The sequence below is a fragment of the Arenibacter lacus genome (assembly GCF_008711145.1).
GTDB classification, from domain to species: domain Bacteria; phylum Bacteroidota; class Bacteroidia; order Flavobacteriales; family Flavobacteriaceae; genus Arenibacter; species Arenibacter amylolyticus.
Map to the genome: position 1 here is coordinate 1 of NZ_VVIN01000047.1, position 23,784 is coordinate 23,784.

Annotated in this window: 14 protein-coding genes and 1 riboswitch; of the genes, 10 read left to right on the forward strand and 4 right to left on the reverse strand. The window is 33.5% G+C overall.

Annotated features, from left to right (window positions below; translation table 11 throughout):
* Positions 1-174: 174 nt before the first annotated feature.
* From F1E73_RS12765 to F1E73_RS17905, 4 genes are all read right to left on the reverse strand, one after another.
* Positions 175-1,053, reverse strand: coding sequence for a hypothetical protein (locus F1E73_RS12765; protein WP_150452101.1), 879 nt, complete (start codon positions 1,051-1,053; stop codon positions 175-177).
* A gap of 35 nt (positions 1,054-1,088) precedes the next feature.
* Positions 1,089-1,598 carry a DUF6557 family protein gene (locus F1E73_RS12770; protein ID WP_150452102.1) on the reverse strand — a complete coding sequence of 170 codons (510 nt, stop codon included), beginning with the start codon at positions 1,596-1,598 and terminating at the stop codon, positions 1,089-1,091.
* Positions 1,599-1,678: 80 nt separating this feature from the next.
* A complete protein-coding gene (locus F1E73_RS12775) occupies positions 1,679-2,119 on the reverse strand; it encodes a hypothetical protein (RefSeq protein ID WP_150452103.1) in 441 nt (146 codons plus the stop codon).
* Between the two features lie 58 nt (positions 2,120-2,177).
* The gene (locus F1E73_RS17905; RefSeq protein ID WP_223883427.1) at positions 2,178-3,011 is read right to left on the reverse strand and encodes a 5' nucleotidase, NT5C type; all 834 of its coding nucleotides are present in this window, start codon (positions 3,009-3,011) and stop codon (positions 2,178-2,180) included.
* 190 nt (positions 3,012-3,201) lie between these two features.
* Positions 3,202-3,299, reverse strand: a riboswitch (SAM-I-IV-variant riboswitch).
* Positions 3,300-3,560: 261 nt separating this feature from the next.
* Between F1E73_RS17905 and F1E73_RS12785 the strand changes: the two genes are divergently transcribed.
* From F1E73_RS12785 to F1E73_RS12830, 10 genes are all read left to right on the forward strand, one after another.
* Entirely contained in the window at positions 3,561-4,475 is a 915-nt protein-coding gene (locus F1E73_RS12785; protein ID WP_150452104.1) for a metallophosphoesterase, read from the forward strand.
* 233 nt (positions 4,476-4,708) lie between these two features.
* Complete coding sequence (locus F1E73_RS12790) at positions 4,709-8,362, forward strand: DEAD/DEAH box helicase (protein ID WP_150452105.1); 3,654 nt, start codon at positions 4,709-4,711, stop codon at positions 8,360-8,362.
* On the forward strand, positions 8,362-8,985 hold the full coding sequence (locus F1E73_RS12795; RefSeq protein WP_150452106.1) for a hypothetical protein: 624 nt from the start codon (positions 8,362-8,364) through the stop codon (positions 8,983-8,985). The genes F1E73_RS12790 and F1E73_RS12795 overlap by 1 nt, the downstream gene beginning before the upstream one ends.
* Positions 8,986-9,131: 146 nt before the next feature.
* The gene (locus F1E73_RS12800) at positions 9,132-9,416 is read left to right on the forward strand and encodes a hypothetical protein (RefSeq protein ID WP_150452107.1); all 285 of its coding nucleotides are present in this window, start codon (positions 9,132-9,134) and stop codon (positions 9,414-9,416) included.
* Positions 9,417-10,072: 656 nt separating this feature from the next.
* Positions 10,073-12,013 (forward strand): AAA family ATPase, encoded by a 1,941-nt coding sequence (locus F1E73_RS12805; protein ID WP_150452108.1) that lies wholly within the window; start codon positions 10,073-10,075, stop codon positions 12,011-12,013.
* 67 nt (positions 12,014-12,080) lie between these two features.
* Positions 12,081-12,995 carry an HNH endonuclease family protein gene (locus F1E73_RS12810; RefSeq protein WP_150452109.1) on the forward strand — a complete coding sequence of 305 codons (915 nt, stop codon included), beginning with the start codon at positions 12,081-12,083 and terminating at the stop codon, positions 12,993-12,995.
* An 8-nt stretch (positions 12,996-13,003) separates the two neighbouring features.
* Positions 13,004-15,130, forward strand: a complete 2,127-nt coding sequence (locus F1E73_RS12815) for an N-6 DNA methylase (RefSeq protein ID WP_150452110.1) — start codon at positions 13,004-13,006, stop codon at positions 15,128-15,130.
* The gene (locus F1E73_RS12820) at positions 15,127-16,422 is read left to right on the forward strand and encodes a restriction endonuclease subunit S (RefSeq protein ID WP_150452111.1); all 1,296 of its coding nucleotides are present in this window, start codon (positions 15,127-15,129) and stop codon (positions 16,420-16,422) included. Before F1E73_RS12815 ends, F1E73_RS12820 begins: the two co-directional genes overlap by 4 nt.
* 5 nt (positions 16,423-16,427) lie before the next feature.
* Positions 16,428-20,441, forward strand: a complete 4,014-nt coding sequence (locus F1E73_RS12825) for an ATP-dependent DNA helicase (RefSeq protein ID WP_150452112.1) — start codon at positions 16,428-16,430, stop codon at positions 20,439-20,441.
* A 1-nt stretch (position 20,442) separates the two neighbouring features.
* Positions 20,443-23,730 (forward strand): type I restriction endonuclease subunit R, encoded by a 3,288-nt coding sequence (locus F1E73_RS12830; RefSeq protein ID WP_150452113.1) that lies wholly within the window; start codon positions 20,443-20,445, stop codon positions 23,728-23,730.
* Positions 23,731-23,784: the final 54 nt, after the last annotated feature.

Genomic DNA, 23,784 nt, shown 5'->3' on the forward strand with positions numbered 1-23,784 from the left:
ATAGTAATAGAGTACGTCATTTTCTTAGTTTAGGGTTATCCTAAATTAAGAATTCTATAATTATTGCTCCTTTCTAAGAAATTGGATCGTTTTTGGCGGAGGTCTAGACAGTGTTTAAAACCTACTAGAACACTGTGCTACTTATGGGTTGTCAATTGAAAACCCTGTTATTTTTCAAAAATACCGTTTTTCGATAGTGTCCCAAAGAGCATCAATATCACTTTGCTTTTGATTCCTAAGATGCCTCTCTCGTATTTCCCTATTAAATTGCTTTTTTGACTTTTTCTTTTTATTGGTGTTAAAATCTGATGAGATATGATCTGGAGATTGTTCAAACATGTCCATTACCTCCTTGGTTAACTTATTTTTATTAACCGGACTTCCGGACTCCTTTAATTGGATAATGCGATCATTCTCCATTACCATCCAAATATCACCGTCCATATATTTAGATTCATAGGAGGGATCAGTTAATAAATTTTTCATCAATCTAGTTATGAACCAATGTGTTTGAGATATCACAGCAGCAGTAGTGGGTCTACCTTTACTATCTAATTTTCTACTCTTAACCGTGTCCAAGCTCTCGGCTATCCATACTACGTGGATGTCCTTCTTATCATACCCATATCCCTTTATTGCATGTGCGAGGTTAAAGAAGTCTATACTTTCATCGACTGCATCTAAATAAATTAGATTCGGCTTTATTTCAGGCTTATTTCGATTTAGCCATGAGCTTAACTCTTTTGGAGTCCATGCCGATGGATGTGCCACCCGATCGATTTTATAATACATATCATCCACTTCCTCGGGATTGGACATATCTACTTTATTGATTTCCAGACCCCATCGGTCCATCAATTCGGCTCTTGCTTTGTTTGATTGCATAGCTAAAGCATACGCCTTATCTGAACTGATAGTTATCCCATTTAAGTCCAATGAGTCACCTAGAATACTTGGTTTATCCGCAGCCACACCACCCACTACAATCACTACTGTATTGTTCAAAGGGTTGGGGACACCACCTAAAGTGATAGTTTTGTTGTTGTTTTCCACATATTACATTTTTATTAGTTTAAGTTATGTTGTTGTTAATCTTCTTCTTCCCCTTCATTTAAAAAATCTTCAATAGAAGTCCTAATCTTATCTTGTTCTTCCTCTGTCATAGGCTTTCGGTCTTCTCTATTTTTTTTGGGCCTGTTAAGTGCTTTTTGAATGTCCTCTTCGGAAAAGCCTACATAGGTCATTTCATACAAACAATGGACAATTATTTCCTGGGTCGAATAAGCTGCTAAACCTTCTTTACTGATTTCCATTCCCAACCATTCAGCCCAAGGGGTGAATTCTATTCCCTGTGCGTATTTTTCTTCTTCTGTTTTAGGATACTTACATAGTCCAGCAACATCAACATAGTTGTTATAACCATGGGTTACCGATTCTATAACTAACCACGTATCCGTCTTTACTGGCTCCAATGTTTTTAATTTTTCAAATACTAGTTCATAGCCCTTCATATTTTTCTTTCCCTCTGGATAGATTTCTGAAAATTTGGATGAAATACTTGGCCAGGCAGTGTTTAGTATAAGTGCTTTAAAAGTCATAATACCTTGGGTTTATGGTTGCGTTTTGGTCGTGATATTGAATCGCCATTTTATATTAGGTTTGTTTGTTGAACAATAATTTAGTCGATAAATTTTAAAAACTCTTCTGGCTGCTGCAAATAATAGACCAATGGCATTAAGGTTTTTGTTTTACTCTTCAACCGAACCAGTTCCGACAAGAATTCATTCTCCTTACCTAATGCAGTACAGACCATATAGAGTACCGCATTCATGCCTTTTCCTTTATAACGTGCTCTGATCGAATTGTTTTCATTGATTTTATGGATAAATAAATCTATGGGTACGTTGTTAAATAGCTCTCTTATAACTTCAAAATCTTCCGTTAAGGTTTCCAACCGCTGCGTATTTGAAGCTACTGCCTGTTTAAAATACCAAGACTGACTAGGAGCGTTCTCCAATTGTTGTTTTAAGGTGGCATATTCCACCATTATTTTAACTAGGGTAGAATTGCTTTTCTTTTTTACCAATAGATTTTCAATCCTATGGAGTTTTAAGGCCACATCAGTTCGGTTTAGAGTAAAACATTTTTTTAGTTCGATTTTAATTTCTCCTATAATTTTAAGCCAAATTCTTCATGTAAGCGATTACCGCTTTCCAATCCTCAAACCCTTTCCCTTCTGCCCCAAAGTGAATATGCTTGCCAGCAAACTTTCCGGCGCCGTTTGCCGTACGGTCATCAATAAGGAAATCGCCTTTTGCTAAATGTTTGTTGTGCGATAGGATTAATCTTTTGTAGGCAGCTTTAGACAAATGTTGTTTCACCCAGAGCAATTTGTCCGTCCAGGCAGAAGGGTTGTCCCAAGGAGCGGTGGATAGAATATAGGTGTCAAAATTCTTGCTTAGCCACTTAAAACCTTCAATGGCACCTTCATAGGGATCCATTAAAGCGAAAATACCAGGTACATCGTCCAAATTTCCTTCATATGTTGCTTTGTCTTCCTCTGAAATACGATCGATTCCGGACTGAAAATTCACCAAAACATTATCCATATCTACAAACACAATCTGTTTGGCGTTTCTTCTCTTAAGCTCTAAAAGCTCCTTGTAGTTTTTGGTGTGCCGTACCACCTCTTCACAAAACAGAAGGGAAGAGTTGTCCTGTGCATATCCGGCCTCTCCTAGCGGACTCACCCCAAAAGTTTCCCTTTTTTTATTAACGCGGTCTGTGTATTCCTGGGACATGGGGCTTATTCCTTTTGACCTGTCTTTAGAATCTGCCCCGGAATCTCCCATAAAATCATATTCTTCCCCAAATAGGGCCAACCGTAAATTTTTGACCTGGGTAGCAAAGGGGGTTGGTTTTCTTTGTATTTCCCTTACTTTTTCAATTTCATAGTCTGTTAAGTGTTCTTGGTAGTGGTGTAAGATTTTTCCAATGGTAAGTGTTGTCATAGTTTGTTTTAGTTTAAATAATAGGTTCTTAGATACCAAATCCACCGGTATTGGCTTAGCTACTCTAACAGTGCTGCTCACCCTTTAATGCGCTGTTCCTTTATACAATCATTTTAATTTTGAACACCAGTTTCCTTGTCCTTTTGTGTTATCAAAAGCACGCAACGCTAGTTTCTGTTAAAAAAATGGGTTATAAACATATTTTTCCTTTTGGTTAGGCTCATTGTTTTAACACCTTCGCCTGTTTGGGCAGGTTGCTATCACTTAGCGTGATTCGTAATAATATTTCAAATATAAAGAAAAAATATGGAATATTCTTTTAAGTTTGTAAGGTAATGTTTACTGAATTAGGTGTAAAGAACATCCTCTAAGATTTTAAAATTAGTGTTCATAGAAATTATAGAATAGGAAGGTATTGCTATTAAGCGAGATTGGTGTTCAATTTTTCAACAGCCTTATTTTTATAGAGATTTAGAGGACTTAACTAACATTAGGGGATAATATTATAATAACAACCTGTAGAATTTTTATAAATAAAATAAACAATTAATGATAGATTTAATTGGCGATATACACGGATACGCCGACGAACTTGAAGAGTTGCTCGAAAAGCTAGGTTATGCTAAAAAAGACAACCATTATGCCCACCCTAACAGGAAAGTTTTATTTGTTGGGGACTATATTGATAGAGGGCCAAAAATCAGGGGAACCTTAGAAATTGTAAAGCAAATGGTAGACCATGGGAGCGCCATTGCGTTAATAGGGAACCACGAATACAATGCGCTGTGTTTTTATGCGCAAGATTCTGATGGTAAATATTTAAGGGAACATTCGGAAAAAAATAAAGGTCAGCTCCAAGCAACAATAGACCAGTTTAAAAATAGGGAGGAAGAATTTAAAATGTACTTGGAGTGGTTTAAAACGCTACCGCTATTCTACGAAACCGATACCTTTAGAGCAGTACACGCCTGTTGGGATTATAAAAGCATAGCCTACCTAAAGCAACATTTAAATAACAATAAACTAAACGATGATTTACTCCGTGAATCTGTAAAGAAAGGCACAGAATTATACAATGCTATTGAAAACACCTTAAAAGGAAAGGAAATTCCATTACCCGGAAAACTTTTCTTTAAAGATAAGGATGGTAACGAGCGAAGGGAGACGAGGATTAGGTGGTGGGAAGATCCATCGCAAATGACTTATGAGGAAATTAGCGTCCATGCTTATGAAGGGCTACCAAATATACCGATTGATGTAAACGATTTAAAGGATACAGATTATTATGAAAAAGGGGACAAACCTGTTTTCTTTGGGCACTATTGGTTAACAGAAGGTCAGCCGTCACTCTTTAAAGATAATATTTGCTGTCTAGATTATAGTGTAGCAAAGGATGGATATCTTGTGGCATATAGCTTTGACGGAGAAAGTGCGCTAGATGGGCAGAAATTCACTTATGAATAATAGAATAAACCATCTAGCTAGTTGTGGAGTAAACTCCATTCCTAAATAACAGTACTTTTAAAGGCTATAAGTAGTTCATGGGAAAACCTTAGAGTCTTTGAAATACTTTGATGAAATATTTAACAAATGTTTCATCAAAGTATAGTTTCCTTTTAAAATAAGAAAAAGAAAAATAAATTTAATGATTTAAATAATGAGCATTAGGGCAATCAGGCCAAAATAACCAATGACCAATGTTTAGTTTAAGAGCATTATATTACACCGAAGAAGTTAATCAGTTTATTACAGGGCTTGTAGAGCCAAAAGTTCTAAAGGAGTTATCCCGTAAACTAAGTGGTTTTACAGTTCATAACGGTCCAAATTATATAGATAGGGACAGCGTACCGCCGTTGTACAAGGTGGCATGGAATTTACTTAATAGAGGAGATCATACTAGAGCATCTTTACGCGTAAGCTCTTATTTATTGGCGCGCTATTTTGGAGAGGAGTTTTCTAAATTTAATATGGCTAATCCTCTGGTTAGTGCAGGCCCAATCACCATTGAAGATTTAGATCCAATAACACTCAATCAATTCTTAGAGACCTTATCGGTTTTATCTGAAGAAGATACGGTTAGATTTGGCAGTTTTTATACCAATTTATATCAATATTACAAAAAGAGTGCGCTATTTGCTCAGCTACAAAAAACCATGCTATTTTGTCTTTTGGCAAACCCAAAGCCTACCCAATTCCTAATTAAAGGAATATCCAAAGAAGAAACAGACCTTCTACATGAAGATTTAAATCAACTTTTTTTTGCGCTTAACAGTTTAATTAATGATAAAGAAACTCCTATTACACTTATTGGAGAAAATTCTTTGAATAATGTAGTTACCATTAACTGTATAAATGAGGACGGGGATAATATCTTTATAAGTAATCATTATGAAGAAAATAATCAATTGCCTTTTACTTTTTTATTTGATAGACGTATAAAATATACCTCTTTAGGCACCTTAGTTGAAGAAGAAATTGAAGGTGCCAAAGGAATGGTGCAAACCCAAAGGTTTGATTATCATTCCCCAATGCAAAAAGAAGCATTACTCTTTATATTACAAAACATATTTAGAATATCTGCATTTAGGCCCGGGCAAGAAGCCATTATCAATAGGGCATTACCGGGTAAAGACGTTATAGGGCTTTTGCCTACGGGAGGTGGTAAATCGTTGACATTTCAAATTTGTGCGCTTCTTCATCCTGGAGTTACAGTTGTAGTGGATCCCATTAATTCACTAATGAAAGACCAGTATGATAAGCTAATGGCAAACGGAATTACCAATGTTAACTTTATTAACTCTTTTGACGATAAAAATTCTAGGGAAAATAAATTGCGCAATCTGCAAAAAGGCAAAATGTTAGTGGTGTTTGTTTCCCCAGAACGTTTTCAGATGCAGAATTTTAGAACTACCCTTGCTGCCAGCAAAAATACTGGGGTATACTTTAGCTATGCGGTTATAGATGAGGCGCACTGCGTATCTGAATGGGGGCACGACTTTAGACATGTTTATCTAAATTTAGCAGAAAACTTAAAAAGACATTGCCCAACCAAAAATCAAGATCTTTCCTTTTTTGGATTAACTGCAACCGCTTCCTTTGATGTGTTGGCAGATGTGCAAAGGGAATTAAGACTTAATGATGATGCCATTGTAACGCTACCTGCAGAAGCTATAGATCGTAAAGAGTTGACTTTTAAAATTTTACCTATAGATTTAAAAGTGGAGAGGAACTTAATATTTCATGAGAGAGAAAGGCAACTAGCTCATGTGAAATACCCTGTTTTACATCAATTTTTAGAAGACATGCCCAATGCTATAAGCCAATTGGAAGCTCAATATGGCTTAATAGGTACAAATGGTGATTTTTATGGAGATGTAAATGGGAGGTATAAAAATGCAGGAGTGATATTTTGTCCTTCTAAATCCGACAAATTAGCAAGCGGCGTGCTTCATCTTAAAAATGGAAATAGAAACGAATTTAAAGGTTTGGACAGTTTACCATTTTTAAATATTTCTACTTTTTTTGGAAGTGGTAATGATGAAAGTATCAGCAATAAAAAAGTGGAAAAGGCAGCCGATGAATCTTTAGAAAATCAGAATGACTTCTTAAGAAATAAGTCTAACCTCATGTTGGCTACAAAGGCTTTTGGAATGGGTATAGATAAACCAAATATTAGATTTACTGTACACTATAGCTTTCCAAATTCGGTAGAAAGTTTTTATCAAGAAGCCGGGAGAGCAGGCCGAGATAGGCAGCCCTCTTTATGCACCATTCTTTACCATCCAACAGATGCTGAAATGAACATAGAATTCTTCAGGAATGGTTTTAGGGGAGAGAAACGGGAAAAAGAAATAATTGATGAACTACTTGAAGAAGTTCAATATGAAGACGAATTTTTTGTAAAATTCCTTGGATCAAAAATCAAAGACAAATATGATGAAGTAAGGTCGGTTGCTTTATACAACGATAGATACGTTTATATAAACGGCAAGTGGAGTAAGGATGAAAACGAAAGAATTACAATAGGACTTCTGGACTTAGAACGAAATCTTAGAAGCTATGATAATGCCACTCGAAACTTTGAAGAAAGGAAGGCAAAAGAGATTTTAGCTTTTTCTAGAAAAACGCTCAAAGAATTATGTCCCGATGGACAATATTTAAAGTGGTTTAATACAAAGAAAGCGGATGGTATTAAAACCTTGATAGAAAAGAATAAATCAGATAAGCACACTTTATTAATTGGTTTTAATAATGATGTTGTTTCAAAGATTTCAGAAGTTATCCAGAGTCAAGGATATAAAATGTTCAAAGATAAAATTGTTACGGCTGCCTATAGCTTTACATCTGATTCAGAGGAGTTTGTGGAAAACTTATATACTAAATATAAAAGCGCTAAGCAACAAGAAAACCTTCAAGGCCCAGATAAATTGGTTTTAAATCCTGACACTATTTTATACATCAAAAGCAACTACCATAGGATAAGAAATGTGGCAGATACCCAAAGGGCAATTTATAGACTGAATCTTTTAGGTATAATAGACGATTATGTTATAGATTATAGCGATCGAGCAATTGAAGTCCGTTTTAAAGCAAAAACGGAAGAAGAATATATGTCTAATTTTGAATCGTACCTAAGAAGGTATTTAGGTATTGAAACTACAAAAAGGTGGTTAGCTAAAGCCAAGCGTAAAGGTAGGGACAACATCCTTACCGGAATTATGTACACGCTGATTAAATTTATTGAAAGCGAAGTTGCTAAGAAACGGGAACGTTCAATTAATTACATGCAACAATTGTGCGAAGTATATTTAGAAGTGGGCGAACGCGAATTCCGTGACCGAATGATTCGATATTTTACCTCTAAATATGCAAGAGCAGATTATTTGCCAGCTGATACAGACAATGGCCGAAAAGCAAATTGCGCTATTGTGAAAAAATATATCGGTTTTATAGACAATCCGCCAGATGGATTAGGAGGTCAAATAGATAATGCAAAACACCTGCGAGGAGCATGCGACAATTTACGAATAAATATGAAAGAGAATGCCAGTATAGATTTACTTACCGCATTTAGTTTGTTTGCTTTAGAGCTAAAAGAAGAGGATACTCTGCATAGTGCTCAAGAGAAACCTTTGGTAATACAAGCAAAAGAATTATATCAAAATGGTTTTAAACTTATGCTAAGGATCGATTCATGGGAAAGCGTCCTTGAATTGATTGAAATATTTAATACCAAAGTATTGGATTTTAATTCATCTGTTAGACCCATGTTAGAAGAATTATCCTTAGAAATAATAACTAATAGAACCAATTTCCAATTAAACCGACTTCTAAAAAAACTTAAAGCATAATGGAACAATCTATAGCCTTACAAAAAGAATTTGAATCTTTGATTTCACAGTTAGAGCAGATTAAGTCTATTAATGATTTAACGGATAGCAATACAAAAAATGCCAAAAAAACTATTGAGGCAACCGCAGAACTTTCAAAATCATTGAATGCGTTTAAAGAAAATCTTTCAAAAGATTATTCTAAGAAGGAAGAAGCATTGGATCAGGTTATTTCTAAATTCGATGCAACAATGATATCGATTAAAAAGAGTTTTGATGAAGAGATTGCACAGCATCATAATACCCTAAAAAAGAATAATAAGGACAATCATAATCAGTTATGTGAGCTTCAAGAGACCCTTGCCAAGCAAGTGAAGGATTTTGAAAACCAATTGGCATCTTCTAAAAAAACAGTAATCGCCTTTCAAGAAAGTATTAAAAGGGATACCACAGCAGCAATAGACAAGAATTTTCATTCATTTAATGAAGAGATGAAAAAGATATCCAATGTTGTGGAGGTGTTGATAAAAGATAACATAAAGGAATTTGAGGATGTCAAAATTGAATTAAAAAAAACAAAACAACTAATCATTGGAATAGGTGTCTTGTTATTAGTTTCCATCATTGTATTAAGGTTTATATAACACGCTAGAGCAGAAACTCAGCTTTGTATAAAATGCTAGAATCCCATATTTGTATTGGTAATAGTACAACATTGTCTTAGAATAAATCAATAGGAAAAATCTATATAAAGAAGAATTAAAATAAATAACCATTAACTATAATTATTATGAAAGAAAAATTTAAGGACATCCCAGAAGAGTCAGGCACAAAAATTCTCGTAAGTTTTGAGGTTAGTGTTGATAAATATGATGCAGTTTATCAGAAATGGTATTGGGATGGGATAAATGCAGAAAGCCTTATCTTCTTCAATGAAGATGTTGCGGAGTTAAGTGAAGAAGAAATTAAAAACCAAGTTTCTGAGAATACCGCTCTTTTAAAGGAGGGTTCGCAAATGACATTTAAAAAAGGCGAAAAATATACCTTTGTTAATTTCAATTTTAAAACATCTTAAAAAAAATTACGGGACTATCTCATGAAATATGTAAATAGGAAAATAACGGGGGGACATGCCCCCGTTATTTTTTAAATTCTATTTCTGAAAATATGAGGATTTTATTATTAGGGAATGTAAACAGTCAAATTAATTAGTGCAGTTCATTATTACTTACAATGCTATTAGTTAGTGACTTAACTTGTTTTAGTTAATATATGAAGTGATATTTTATTACGTGTGGTATCTTAATTTTTCTATAATTCACTTTCAAAATACCATATAATTCTTCCGGTTAGGAGTAATTTTGAATAATAAATTTTACAATTTTCAAAGAATAATTAATAGATTTTTTTTCAAGTAATAAAAGTTCTATTTTTAGAGGTTAAGAAGAGAGATAGGTGCGATTTAAAATTGAAATTAACCCACAAGTGTTGTAAATCAGGCTTTTATTTTTAAGGCTTGCAAATAATAGATAAAGAGACCCTTTCCCCAATGGTAATTATATCATTTTTCCAGATACCGGTAATTAGAATTTTCGTTAAAATCTAAACTTTCAAGAGCTGGATGAAGATCTTTTATTTAGATGGTCATTTAGTTTTCAAGGTTAAATTTATGTTGAGCTAATGCTTATACCAAATTGAAAAGGATTAAAGAGTACAATTGAAGTCATTATTATGGAGCTTAAATACGTATGGATAAAAGAGTATAAAAACCTAAAGAATATTGATTTCAACTTTATTCATTCAGAAGATCAAACCTTCTCTTATGAAAATGGTGTATTAACGATTAATACTCTCGATAAAAGCTGTCCAAAGGACTTTTTTGGTTCAAATATAATTGGGGTTACTACCATTGTAGGGAAAAATGGTTCAGGTAAAACAAATCTTACCGAATTAATACATTATAGCTTATCGCATGTTGGAAACGGAGGGTTGTCTAGGTGGATAACAAGTGAAGGTATATTAGTTCTTGGAAATTATATTTTTATTCAAGAAGATGTGCAGCTAAATAATGAATCAGAAATTATAGATAAAGGTTATAAGATTTCTAGATATGAGCACGTGCCTTTAGATAAAAATCAGAAAGATTTAAGATGGCATGAAATGGAGAAAAATAAATATATCTACTATAATCCAGTTTTTGATTTTAGAATATTACCTATGGGTAGTGGCAGAGATAATATTAGAAACATTTCCACTAGTTATTTGGCATGGAATGATGTTTTTCACTCTAAATTAAAGGATTGGAAAAAAGCCGATTTACTAAGATCGCACGAAAGAAATGAAAAATTACGTGAGGCCGACTGTATCCTAAATTACTCTGAAATATCTCAATTTATTAATCCTATACCAACAGAGTTAGTTATTTCAATTGATGTGGTTTCGGAGAATGGTTTAACTGCAACCCCCTATTATTCGAAAGACGAATTGGAAGGGAATGAAACAAAACAGAAACAGTCTGAACACTATAAGGATCTAAAGACAATTAAAGAAGAATATATTGCGTGGTATTTATTGAGCCAATACAAAGTTGACAATGAAGCAGATCCAAGGAAATATCTAATACCCGCAGATGTCAAAAAAGAATATTTTCTAGGATTATTCTGGGTGAATTTTTTCAGCATATTTCTAAAGGTAAGTGACAATATATTTCCACATAATTTTTACAGAAATTTTATTAAAACTGAAGACTGGGAATTAATAGATAAAAACCTAGCGGCAAAGCTTATCGATCTTAAAAAAAATCTGAATGAATTTGTTGAATTATGCGATTGGCAAGAAAAAATACAGGCAGTAAAAGATAGTAGTGAGTCTTGGAATGAACGTGAAACTAGCTATTTTGACTTGTTCAGACATACCAGTTATAATACTTCAACCAAACAAAACAAAAAGCTATTTAATACGGTAGTTCAGAAAACGAGTGAACTATTGAGCAATAACCTTCCTTTCCATTATCAACATGATAATAAGTTTAGTTCAGGGCAACAGAAACAACTTAATTTTTACTCTCGTTTTCATTGGGCGAGTAAAGAGATAATGAAAAGTGAAAGCGATGAATATGGGGTGGATGGAGAGCGAGCCATTATTTTGATTGATGAAGGTGAGGTTTCTCTTCATCCAGAATGGCAACGTACTTTTTTTAAAAACGCCATAGATTTTTTGTCAAAGCTTTTCAAAAATAAAGATATCCAGTTGATCTTTATAACTCATAGCCCATTTGTCCTTTCTGATATTCCGAAAGAGAATGTAATATTTTTAGATAGAAATAATAAAGGAAATGCCATTAAGTCCAATATTGATCGAAGCCAAACCTTTGGCGCCAATATTTACTCGTTACTCTCCGATTCTTTTTTTATGGACAATGGTACCATTGGTGAGTTTGCAAAGAAAAAAATTGAGTGGGTAATTGAAGTCTTAAATGGTAATGCATCTATCTTAGATCCTGAGGTTTTAAAAGAGGTTGATTTTATCATTAATAATGTTGGCGAGCCAATTATTAAGCAGCAATTGGAAATATTAAGAAATAACGTTCTTAATAAAGATAAGATAACCGCCTTGGAAAACCAGGTACAAGAGCTGAAAGATGAATTAAGAAAGCGAAATGATAACAATTAAAACTAACTCAAAAACGGTCAACGAATTCGCAGATTTAATACTTACTTCTAAAAGTCAGTACGTTTCTGTGAAGGATAGAATAGATAATTGGCTCACTGCAAATGTTGGTCATCGTGATGAAGAGATCTTTTTATTTGTAAAAAATAATTTGAATAGAATAATTGTAGCCGAACCTGCAGAGCTAGAAATAATAATAGAAGAATTTGATGCCAAAGGTTACCAAAAAAGAATCTTAGAAGCTTCAGGTAAAAAGCTTAATAAAATTGGAAAGGAATTAAAAGATTGTTTTCGCTACAAAAACTTTAGAAGCAGTAAGAAAGCCCTTTGGTTATCAGAAAAGTTAAACATCAAATCGTGTGTTTATTGTAATACCCAATATTCCCTTACTATAAGACAGAAAAGTGGAACAAAAATGCTCTTTCATTTGGATCATTTTTTCTCCAAGGAAATATACCCATACTTAAGCTTGTCTTTTTATAATCTCATACCTTGTTGTGCCAGTTGCAATATGGGCAAATCCGATAAATCATTTATTTTGGATGACCATATTCATCCTTATGTGGATAGTTTAGATGATATTGCGAAGTATAGTGCCGATCCCGGAAGTCTTATTAAGTTTCTGTTGAACATAAATAAAAATGAGAAAGAAATTAGGCTATTATTAGAGCTAAGAAACACTCATCTTGGAGATTTGAAGTATCAAAGAAAACTTGATAACTATAAAATACATTTTCGGATAGAGGAACAATATGATCAATTTAAAGATGTTGTAGCAGAGACCTATTTAAAATCTTTGTATTACAATAAGGCTAGGAGGAAAGAGTTGGCAGATTTTTTCAAAAGTAATTATGGGCAAACACCCTCAGACGATATGATTAAAAGATTTGTAACAGGGAATTATACAGAAAGTAAAGATATTTTAAAAAGGCCGCTGGCCAAAATGATGAAGGACATAAGTGAAGACCTCTTCACTCAATTTTAATAATAGAAATGACAAACGATCAATTAAAAGAATTAGAAGCTAAACTCTGGGAGTCTGCAAATGCTTTACGTGCCCACGGTGGACTCAAAGCTTCTGATTATGCGGTGCCTGTTTTAGGGTTAATCTTCCTAAAATTTGCAGACAATAAATATAGTCAGCACGAACCAGAGATTCTAAAAGAATATGAAAAAGATAAAGGCACCAGAATAGAACGCCCTATTCAGGATATTGCATTAGCTAAATGTGGTTTTTATTTGCCAGATAATGCACGTTATGATTATTTATTAAAGCTTCCTGGAAACGTAAAAATGGCAGATGCATTGCGTGATGCCATGAAAGGTATTGAAAAGTACCAAGATGCTAAGTTTCAAGATGTGCTGCCTACGGAAGCTTATTTTGATATTGAAAAGAAAAAGAATGACATTCTTCCTAGTTTGCTTAAAACATTCTCAGACATTCCTAAAGATGCTTCTGGGGATATTTTTGGTAAGATATATGAATACTTCCTTGGTAAATTTGCCATGAGTGAAGGGCAAAAAGGAGGGGAGTTCTTTACGCCAACATCTGTTGTGCGTTTTATTGTTGAGGTTATAGAACCTTTTAAAGGTAAAGTATTTGATCCAGCCTGTGGTTCAGGTGGTATGTTTGTTCAATCAGGTGATTTTATAGCTCACGAAGGTCATGATTTGAATGATATTTATGTGTACGGGCAAGAATATATGGGTGAAACCGTACGCTTGGCAAAAATGAACTTATTAGTACATAATCTACGCGGTGAGATAACCGAAGCCAACTCTTACGATAGCGATCCTTATGATAGCTATGGAAAGTTCGATTATGTAATGGCCAATCCGCCTTTTAACGTTAAGTCAGTAAAAGAAGCAACAGTTAAAAATGACAAACGTTTTTATCAATACGGTTTACCAAAAAGCAAAGGTAAAAGCGATAAAATATCTGATGCTAATTATCTATGGATTTCCCTGTTTGCAACTTCTTTAAATGAAAACGGAAGAGCTGGTTTTGTTATGCCAAATTCTGCCTCTGATGCACGTCATTCTGAATACGATATCCGTAAGAAGATAGTAGATTCTGGCATTGTAGATTGTATGGTGAGCATGCCTACCAATATGTTTTTAACGGTGACACTCCCAGCAACTTTATGGTTTTTTGATAAGCAGAAAGTAAACACCGACCGCAAAGACAAAATCCTGTTTTTAGATGCGCGTAATATTTTTAATCAAATTGATAGAGCACATAGGGAATGGACTACAGAGCATCAACAAAACCTCGCAACTATTATCCGACTATATCGTGGTGAAACCGAACGTTATTTAGAATTAATAGCTTCTTATTTAACTGAAGCTTATTCAGCATTTGAAGAAATTGCTCCTAAACATAATAGTGTTGAAAAACAATTAAACAGTTTAGTTCAGAATTTAAGGGAATATGTAAAAGAAACTAAAGAAGAGAAACGTACGCCTGCTAAGAAGAAAGCTCTAGCGGAAGCTAGTTTCTTTAACCAATTAGAAAGTTTTAAAATTACAGAATCTGGGAAGGATGAAGAAAGTATTGCTCCAACTTTTATTAAGCCGAAAGAAATAGCTTTAGATAATACATTTCAAAAAACCGAAGCTGAAAAACTAGCTAATCAACTATCACGAACTAAAAAGGAAGTTGAAGCCTTAAAACAAGATGTTACCATAGTATTGGAGCTTTATACACTTGCTGACAAAAACTTAAAGTTAAAATCCGATAAAGTATGGAGCAACCAGCATCTGGTTAAGGCAGCTAATAAACTAGAGATAACCTTACAACAATATATAGAAGCTTCTGAACAAGCTATTTATTGGCACACAAATATTAAATGGCTACAAACCCGTTTCCCTGAAGCCAAATATGAAGATGTAGTTGGTTTATGTAAAATGGCCGATAGAACAGAGTATGTTGATGAGCAAGATTATTCGTTGAATGCTGGCCGTTATGTAGGAGTTGATATCGAAGGAGATGACCTTTCAGAAGAAGAATTTAAAATTAAATTGGCCAAAATGGCCACTGATCTAATTAATTTAAATAAATCAAGTTCAAATTTTGAACAAAGAATTAAGAATCAGCTAGAAAAATATTTAAGCCAATGAAATTCTCTCAGTATTATTTAAAAAGCTCCAAAAATGGCCTTTCAAAATCATTCAAGGATTCTGATGAAGGAGTTAGAATTGTAAATATGAAAGAACTTTTCGGATATAATCCAATTACGGATTCTGTTGAAATGAGGAAAGTTGAATTAAGTAATTCTGAATTAGAAAGATTTGGACTTAAATATGATGATTTACTATTCGGAAGAAGGTCTTTAATGTATGAAGGATCTGGAAAGACAACTATTTATAAAGGGGAATTTCCAACTGTATTTGAATCATCAATAATACGAGTTAGATTAGATAAGCAAAAATTGCATCCTGATTTTGCGAACTATTATTTTAACTCGAAAATAGGTAGAGGAAATGTGCTTTCAATTGTTACAGGGGCAGCCGTTTTCGGGATTAGAGGTTCTGATTTATCAAATTTAAAGGTCGATTTTCCAAATATTAAACGTCAAGAAAAAATAGTCTCCATTCTAACCGTATACGATGATTTAATAGAAAACAACAATCAACGCATTCAGCTATTAGAAGAAATGGCTGAAGAAATCTACAAAGAGTGGTTTGTGCGTTTTCGTTTCCCTGGTTGTGAAGATGCAAAGTTTGTAGATAAAGCAGGGAAGCAAGTTCCTCACGGAACCAAAGGTTCTATTCCTGAGGGGTGGACTATTTGTAGAGTTTCAGATTTTGGTAAAATAGTTACTGGAAAAACTCCTCCAAAAGATGATGACTCCAATTTTGATGGGCCGATCCCTTTTATTAAAACACCTGATATGGGGCAAGGAATGTTTTTTACTACTACAGAAGAAAGTCTTTCTGAAAAAGGAGCTATTAGTCAGAAAGGTCAATTCGTTCAAAAAAATTCAATATGTGTAAGTTGCATAGGGACCGTTGGTAAGCTAGCTATCACAACAACTTTAAGCCAAACGAATCAGCAAATTAATTCAATAACTCCGAAAGAATCTTATTATTTGGAATTCTTATATTTTTCTTTATTAAGACTCAAGCCTGTAATAGAAAGCTATGCAGCAACAGGAGCAACAATGGCTAATTTGAGTAAAGGTAAATTTGAACGTTTGAAACTATTAAAACCAGAAAGCGGATATTTAGAAGAATATAGCAAAATAGTTTCCTCATTTTTTGAAGAAATTAAAGTACTTCTTCGTAAAAACCAAATTCTTCAAGAAACCAGAGATTTATTATTACCACGTTTAATAAGTGGTAAGTTGTCTGTGGAGAATTTAGAGATGGAGACGGTGAATGTGGCTGCTGAGCCAGAATTAAAGTATTAAATCCCATGGCTAATTACGATATAAACGATCCTACGGATATTGCTATAATGGAGAATGAATTTAATAATTATTCTTATGAGGATTGGTCCTCGTTTTTAGAGTTTGCCTATTCAGCTGATTATAAATCTAGTTTTTCATTTAGTTCAAGAAGTTTATTGAGTACTGCAAAAAGTAAAACAGGAAATGGGAAAAGATTAAGTGCAAAGCAACTTCTGTTAATATTAAATACAGTAGAGAAAATTGAAGAGCTTAAAAATAATGAGACCCGTAATGAAAAAACAAAAGATGTTTTAAGCAATACAGAATATAAAATACCTTCTAAACATGTAACACTTCGAGTAGCTTGGCATGACAACAAATGGAACGGAAGCATTTGTATAGATCCAGAAAACAATACCTATTGTAATGGGTTCCATTCTCTATTGTCTGAACGTATCAGAAAACGTAAAGACGAGAACTTAGCAGAAGAAATTGAATATAGAGGTAAATCTTTAAATGATATTGATTATTTGCCACCTTGTTTTTGGTCTATAAACCTTTTTGGTAATGATCCTATTAAGGCAAAGCATGATAACCCAGCTGCGCCAAATTTAGTTCCAATAGAAGAAAAATTGCCTGCAAGATCTATGTATAGCTGGCCATTTGCTGTGTCTTTTACGAGGTCAAAAAAAGAACAAGCGGAAAGTGGTGCCTATCCTAAAAACCTAGAAGAAACCCGTATTCCTCGATTTAATGCTAAAATATATGAAGGCAAGAGCATTGCCTTTATGTATGCTAAGTTTAGTAATCCAATTACCGAGGAAGATCAACAATACCTTGTGGTTGGAGCAGGAATTGTAGATAGGAAGCAAAAAGCATCAGAGATTCCACATTTTGGTCCGGAAGAGGTGATTAATGAAATTAAAAAGAGACCCCAGAGCAACTACAAGTACAAGAATTTCCCAAGTATGAATTGGGCAATGCAATTTAGTTTTGAAGAAAATTCAACAGTTAGAATGCCATACCACGAGTATCTTGAAGAGGCAGAAAAATTGGATGATGAGGCTAAAGATGGGTATTTAGACAAAATTAAAGTTGCAATATCGGAGCCAGAACTAGAATGGTGTTTTAAGTATGTAGCAATGGATATTGGTGACGATGAAACCATTTATGTGCTTACTAAAATGCGCCAAGCTTTAATCACTTGTATAGATGACGGCGTATTATCTAGACAAGATATGCAAGAGCGTATAGATAAGGTAGAAGAATTGCTTCAACTTGCTTGGTCAACGCGGTCCTATTTTCCAGGATTTTCAAGTATAAGTCGTGTTTTATTAAATCAAACAAATGAGCCCAAGTTTCCTCTAGAAGATTTTTATGAAGACTTTAAATTAGAAGAGGATATCAGTGATGAAAGCTTGAAAAAAATATTATTAAATCCTTCTGCATACAGTATCTCTAAAAAATATAGAACGCAGATTGAAGAATTAAATGATAGGGTAGAACAAAAAGGTTTGACTTTAGATCAGTTTTTAAAACTGAGTATGTTAAATCTTAAACCATTTCAGTTTCAGCGTGTATTGTCCGGTAAGTTAAAACTACCTGATTCATGGTTTAGAAATTTTGATGATGATGTAAAGCCGTCACATAAGATTTCCGATATTATTAGTAATCCATATGTTCTTTATGAAGATTATGATTACTGGCCAGACTCCCATGACGATGTATACGGAGAAGAACTAGATGCGCCTATAGATCTGTTTAAAATAGATATAGCCTACTTCCCAGATACTAGAATTGTACCTAGAATTAAGATGCAGCGAGATATGAAGTTTGTAGATAAACGAAGAATACGCGCATTAATACTAAGGCATCTAAATACCTTAGAAAATACAGGGGATTGCTTTGTAGATGCCAACAATTTACAAAAAGCTATAATCAGCTATCCTTTATATTATGAAATAGGACAAGATTATAATGTCCCTGATAATTTCTTTTATCCGTTAAATGAAGATTATGCAAATCATTTTCAGGAGGAGCCAAAAAAGATTGTATTAGTAGAGGCTAATGACACTATGTATTATTACTTATCTAATGTATATGATGCTGAAAAGAATATAGAAAAAAGTATTTCAAAATTGCTGCGTGCTTCAGAGAATAAAGAGTCCTTTTCCAATTTAGAAAGCTATATAAGTGACTCAGTAGTCAACTTAAAAAGTAAAATTGGTGATGGCTTTGAGAGTCAGATTTTTATTGATGAAAGAAGACAACTTTATAAAAATATATTCTCAAAAAAACTCTTTGTAGTTTCAGGTAGTGCGGGTAGTGGTAAGTCTTATGAAGTTTTAAAAATTTGCAAACACTTAGAAGAAAAAGAAGGTCAGAAATGCTTATTGCTAGCACCTACAGGTAAAGCAGCGTTACGATTAAGTTCAGATAAAATTTTAAAGGATTCAAAAATTGAAGCTTTCACCATTGATAAGTTTATAAATGATGTAGAAAATAGGAAGATAAGTCTATCGTCAATTAAACAATATAAGAATATAGTTATTGATGAAACCTCGATGGTTGACTTATTAAAATTTGAAAAGCTTATAAAAAAAATCAATTTTAAGGAGCCATCTTTTAAAAGGCTGATTTTAATTGGCGATCCTAATCAGTTACCAGCTATTGGTTATGGTAGGGTTTTGGCTGATTTAATTAGTTATCTCAAGTCCAACACAGACTATCAAAATAATTACATTCAGTTAGAAACAAACTGTCGCTCCGAGTTAAAAGAGAACAAAGTATTACGTTTAGCTGACGCATTTAAAGTTAATTTTAAAGAGGGCTTAGATGACCATATTAAGAATAAAATTGATAATAAAGAAACTGAAATATCATCAGGTTTTAGAGCAAGGTATTGGTCTAATAAGGATGAGTTATATAGTAAGATAAAAGAAGAATTTAAAATATTAACAGAGGGGTTTAAAGGTGATTTAAATTCAAAACTTAATCAAATACTAGGTTTATCTTCAGAGGGTGAATTTGTTGATGACAATAAAGATATTGACATTGAGAATTTTCAAATTTTATCACCATACCATTCACAATATTCAGGTGTAACTCAAATAAACGATTATATACAATCCAATTTTAAAAGAGCCCTTAAATATGAACTGCGAAAGAATGTATATAAAGAATCCGATAAGTTAATTAGAACTAAAAATTATTATGATAAGAAAAAGCTAGTTCTTTCTAATGGTACCTTAGGATTCATAAAAAATGATAAAGGAGAAAAGTTTCACTATGAAGGTAGTGAAGGAATGGAGGCAATTTCATTTTATGATATTAGAGGGTTTGAGCAGGAGTTTTTTGAATTGGCATACGCTATAACAATTCATAAATCACAAGGAAGTGGTTTTAATCATTTGTTTTTAGTCTTACCTGCTCGTTATGGATTATTATCAAAAGAATTGGTGTATACGGCTTTAACTAGAACTAAAAAATCTATCACCTTGTTTTTACAAACTAGTGATGATGAAAAAAAGAGTGTACTAGAAAGAGCTTTGGAGAGATCATTTTCAGCTTCAAGAAGAACAAGTTTATTGTTAGATAAGCCATATCGATTTTATGATTTAGAACCAGAACCTGGTGTTTATGTAGAATCGAGAATTGAATTGTTAATTTATCATTTATTGATGAAAAAACGAGATGAATTAGGTGTTGATGTTTTCAATTTTAGTTATGAGGAAAAGCCATTAGTTAACGGGAAAGAGGTTAATATAAAAACGGATTTTACTATTTATACAAATGGGAAAGTATGGTATTGGGAACATTTAGGATTATTGAGCCAACGTAAATATGCATGGACTTGGAAAGATTTAAAAGCAAATAGGTATCAAGAAGCTGGTATTTGGGATAACGTAATTAGTACCGATGAGCGTAATGGAATAAGCTCGCAGAAAATAGAACAATTAATAGAATCAATAATTAATGATGAAGTTGGTACTGAAGATAAATTTAATCAGTATTCAAACCATCATTTTTATTTAAGATAAGATGGCGTTTATAAATGAATCACATATAGAGGAAGCTGATATTCAATTTTTTGAATTGCTTTTGGGTTATCGACACGTTAATGCTTGGGAAAAACAACTTATCGGGAGGGATAGTTTAAAGGATGTTGTTTTAAAACAAGATTTAAGAGCGGCTTTGATAAGATTAAATAATCATTTGCCAATAGAATGTATAGATTTCGCAATTTCCGAGCTGTCTAAAAGTAGAGCTAGTTTAACGCCTGTTATAGCTAATAAAGAAGTTTATGAGCTAATTAAAAATGGTGTTCCAGTAACCTTTAAAAACAGCCAAGGCAGAGAAGAGAATAGTTATGTGAGGGTTATAGATTTTGAAAAAGAAGATAACAACGATTTCTTAGTCGTTTCACAATTAAGCATTGAATATTTAGAAGTTGCTAATATTACAAGAAGGCCAGATTTAATAATTTATGTAAACGGACTTCCATTAGTAATGATTGAGCTTAAAAATGCAACAGAGAAGGTAAAAGGGGGCTATGATATTAACTTAAGACGTTACAAAAGAGATATTCCTCAACTATTCTGGTATAATATGTTTGTATGTATTTCTAATGGAATACAAACACGTGTTGGGTCTTTTAACGCGCCATGGGAGCATTTCTTTACTTGGGTGAAACTAGAAGATACTGCAGTTTCCCATTCACAGAAATCTCGAGAAGAAGTTGAAACTGAGGGTGAACGTACAAAAAATCGATTAAGTTTAAAACTGTTCGGAGAGGGGTTATGCAACAAGAAAAACCTTTTAGATTACTTCGAGAACTTTATATTATATCATAAAAACAAGGTGAAAATTATTGCAAAGAACCACCAATACCTCGGTGTAAACAATGCGATAAAATCTCTAAATGAAAAAGAAGGAAAAAAGGGTAAATTGGGTGTTTTTTGGCATACTCAAGGTTCAGGGAAATCATATTCCATGATTTTTTTCTCTCAAAAAGTTGAACGAAAAGTTGAAGGAAATTGGTCGTTTTTGGTAGTTACAGATAGAACGGACCTTGATAGTCAAATCTATCGAAATTTTCAAGAAACTGAGGTTATACTGGAAACTAAAGACCAAAAGGAAAATTATTATAGGCCTAGCAATAGAAGTAAACTGCGGGATTATTTACGTTCTAATAGATCATATGTTTTTGCATTAATCCATAAATTCGGAATAGATAAAGGTAAAACCTATCCACAGCTAACAGATCGCGATAATTGGATAGTTATGGTAGATGAAGCTCATAGAACACAATACAAAGGTTATGGTGAAAATATGCGCATTGCTTTGCCAAATGCACAATATATCGCTTTTACAGGAACTCCTCTTTTAAGGAGTGAATTAACAAAAGATTGGTTTGGCCCTTATATTTCTGAATACAATTTTGCGCAAAGTATTGAAGATGGAGCTACCGTGCCGTTGTATTATAAGAAAAGCGTACCAAGAGTTGAACAGATCAACGAAGATTTAGTAGGAGATGCAGCTGAAATCTTAGAGAATGAAAATCTAACAGAAGAACAAAAGAAAAAGCTGGACAAGGAGTACTCAACCTTATTGCAGGTAGTAAGAAGGGAAGATCGCCTACAAGAAATAGCAAAGCATATAGTACAGCACTACCCATACAGGTTAGATGTGGTAGATGACGACAATAATCGTAAACCTATGAAAGCCATGGTGGTCTGTATTGATAAGTTTACAGCGGTTAGGATGTTTGAATTTGTACAACTAGCACAAAAGGAAGAAATAAAAGAATTAAGAAAGAAAATTGCAAAGGAAAATGATGTTGAGATAAAGGAACGATATAAACGTGCCATTAATTTCATGGAGGAAACACGGATGTCTGCTGTAATAAGTCAAGAAGGCTCTGACAATGAGGAAAAAGTAGTTTTTGAAGAGGAGGGTTTAAATATTACTCCACATCGAAAATTGATGGATTATCCAGATGAAGATGGACGTAACATTGAAGATTATTTTAAAGATCCAAACAATACCTACCGTATAGTTTTTGTTACTGCGATGTGGCTTACTGGTTTTGATGCACCAGCAGTGTCCACATTGTATTTAGATAAACCACTTCAAAATCATACGTTAATGCAGGCTATAGCACGAGCGAACAGAGTAATTGAAGGGAAGAAAAATGGTTTAGTGGTAGATTATTTCGGTGTTTTTAGAAATCTTAAAAAAGCACTTGCGGATTATGCCGAAGGTACCAAAGGAAAATCTTCAGAAGTAGATGAAGAAGAGTATCCGGTTAAAGAGTTTGAAGAACTTATAGAGCTCCTAGAACAAGCAATTCTTGAAACAAAAATGTTCTGTAAGGGTATAGGAGCAGATATAGAAGCGATTTTAAATTTAGGTGAAAAAGGATTTAAAGAAGTTGAATTGTTCCAAGATTATGCTAATCTAATTTTGGAAAAAGATGAATATCGAAAGCAACTAGGATTGTTTGTAAATACGATCGTTACTCTATACGATTCTGCGAAGCCTGAAATTTATGGTCATCCTCAAATTAAAAAAGCTAGAGACGTTTTTGAATATTTACGCAAGGTAGTTGATAGACATGTAGATCAAGATGAAGCAATAGAAAGAGCTAAAAGAAAATTAGATGACCTACTAGATACAAGTGTAGTTGGGAAAGGTGATTTACAAGACCAATTTTATGAATATAGTATTAATAATTCAAAGCAAATAGACCTAAGCAAGTTGGATTTTTCCAGGCTTAGGGCAGAGTTTCCGGAAAAGAAGCATAAAAACATTCAGTTTGCTGATTTAAGGGAGCTTATGGAGATAAAGCTGAAGCAAATGTTAGCTCAAAATAAAACCAGAGGATCTTTTTTAGAGCGTTTTGAAAAAATAATTGAGGACTATAATTCTGGAAGTTTATCAATAGAAGAAGCATATGAAGAATTAATCAAACAAACCGAAAGTTTATCTAAAGAGCAGGAGCGAGCCGCTAAAAACGGAATGACTGAAGCTGAGCAAGAAATTTTCGATTTGCTGAAAAAGGAAAAACTGACTAAAGAAGAAGAAAAAAAAGTTAAACTTGCCGCCTTAGAATTGTTGCAGATTTTATTTGATGCTAAAAATAAAATCCTAATTCAGGAATGGCATAAAGAAAAGGCTACCCAAGAAATGGTAAAAAGAGAAATTCAAAAAATTCTAGATAAAGATTTACCTAAGTCATATAACCGCTCAATTTTCAGCGAAAAAACTGAAGTTATTTTCCAACATTTTTATCAATTGGCGGAGCAGGGTAGAGGATTTGCAGTTTAGAATTGAATTTAGTGATTTCACCTTGTTAAGGTGACTTTTAAATAATTGTAAATC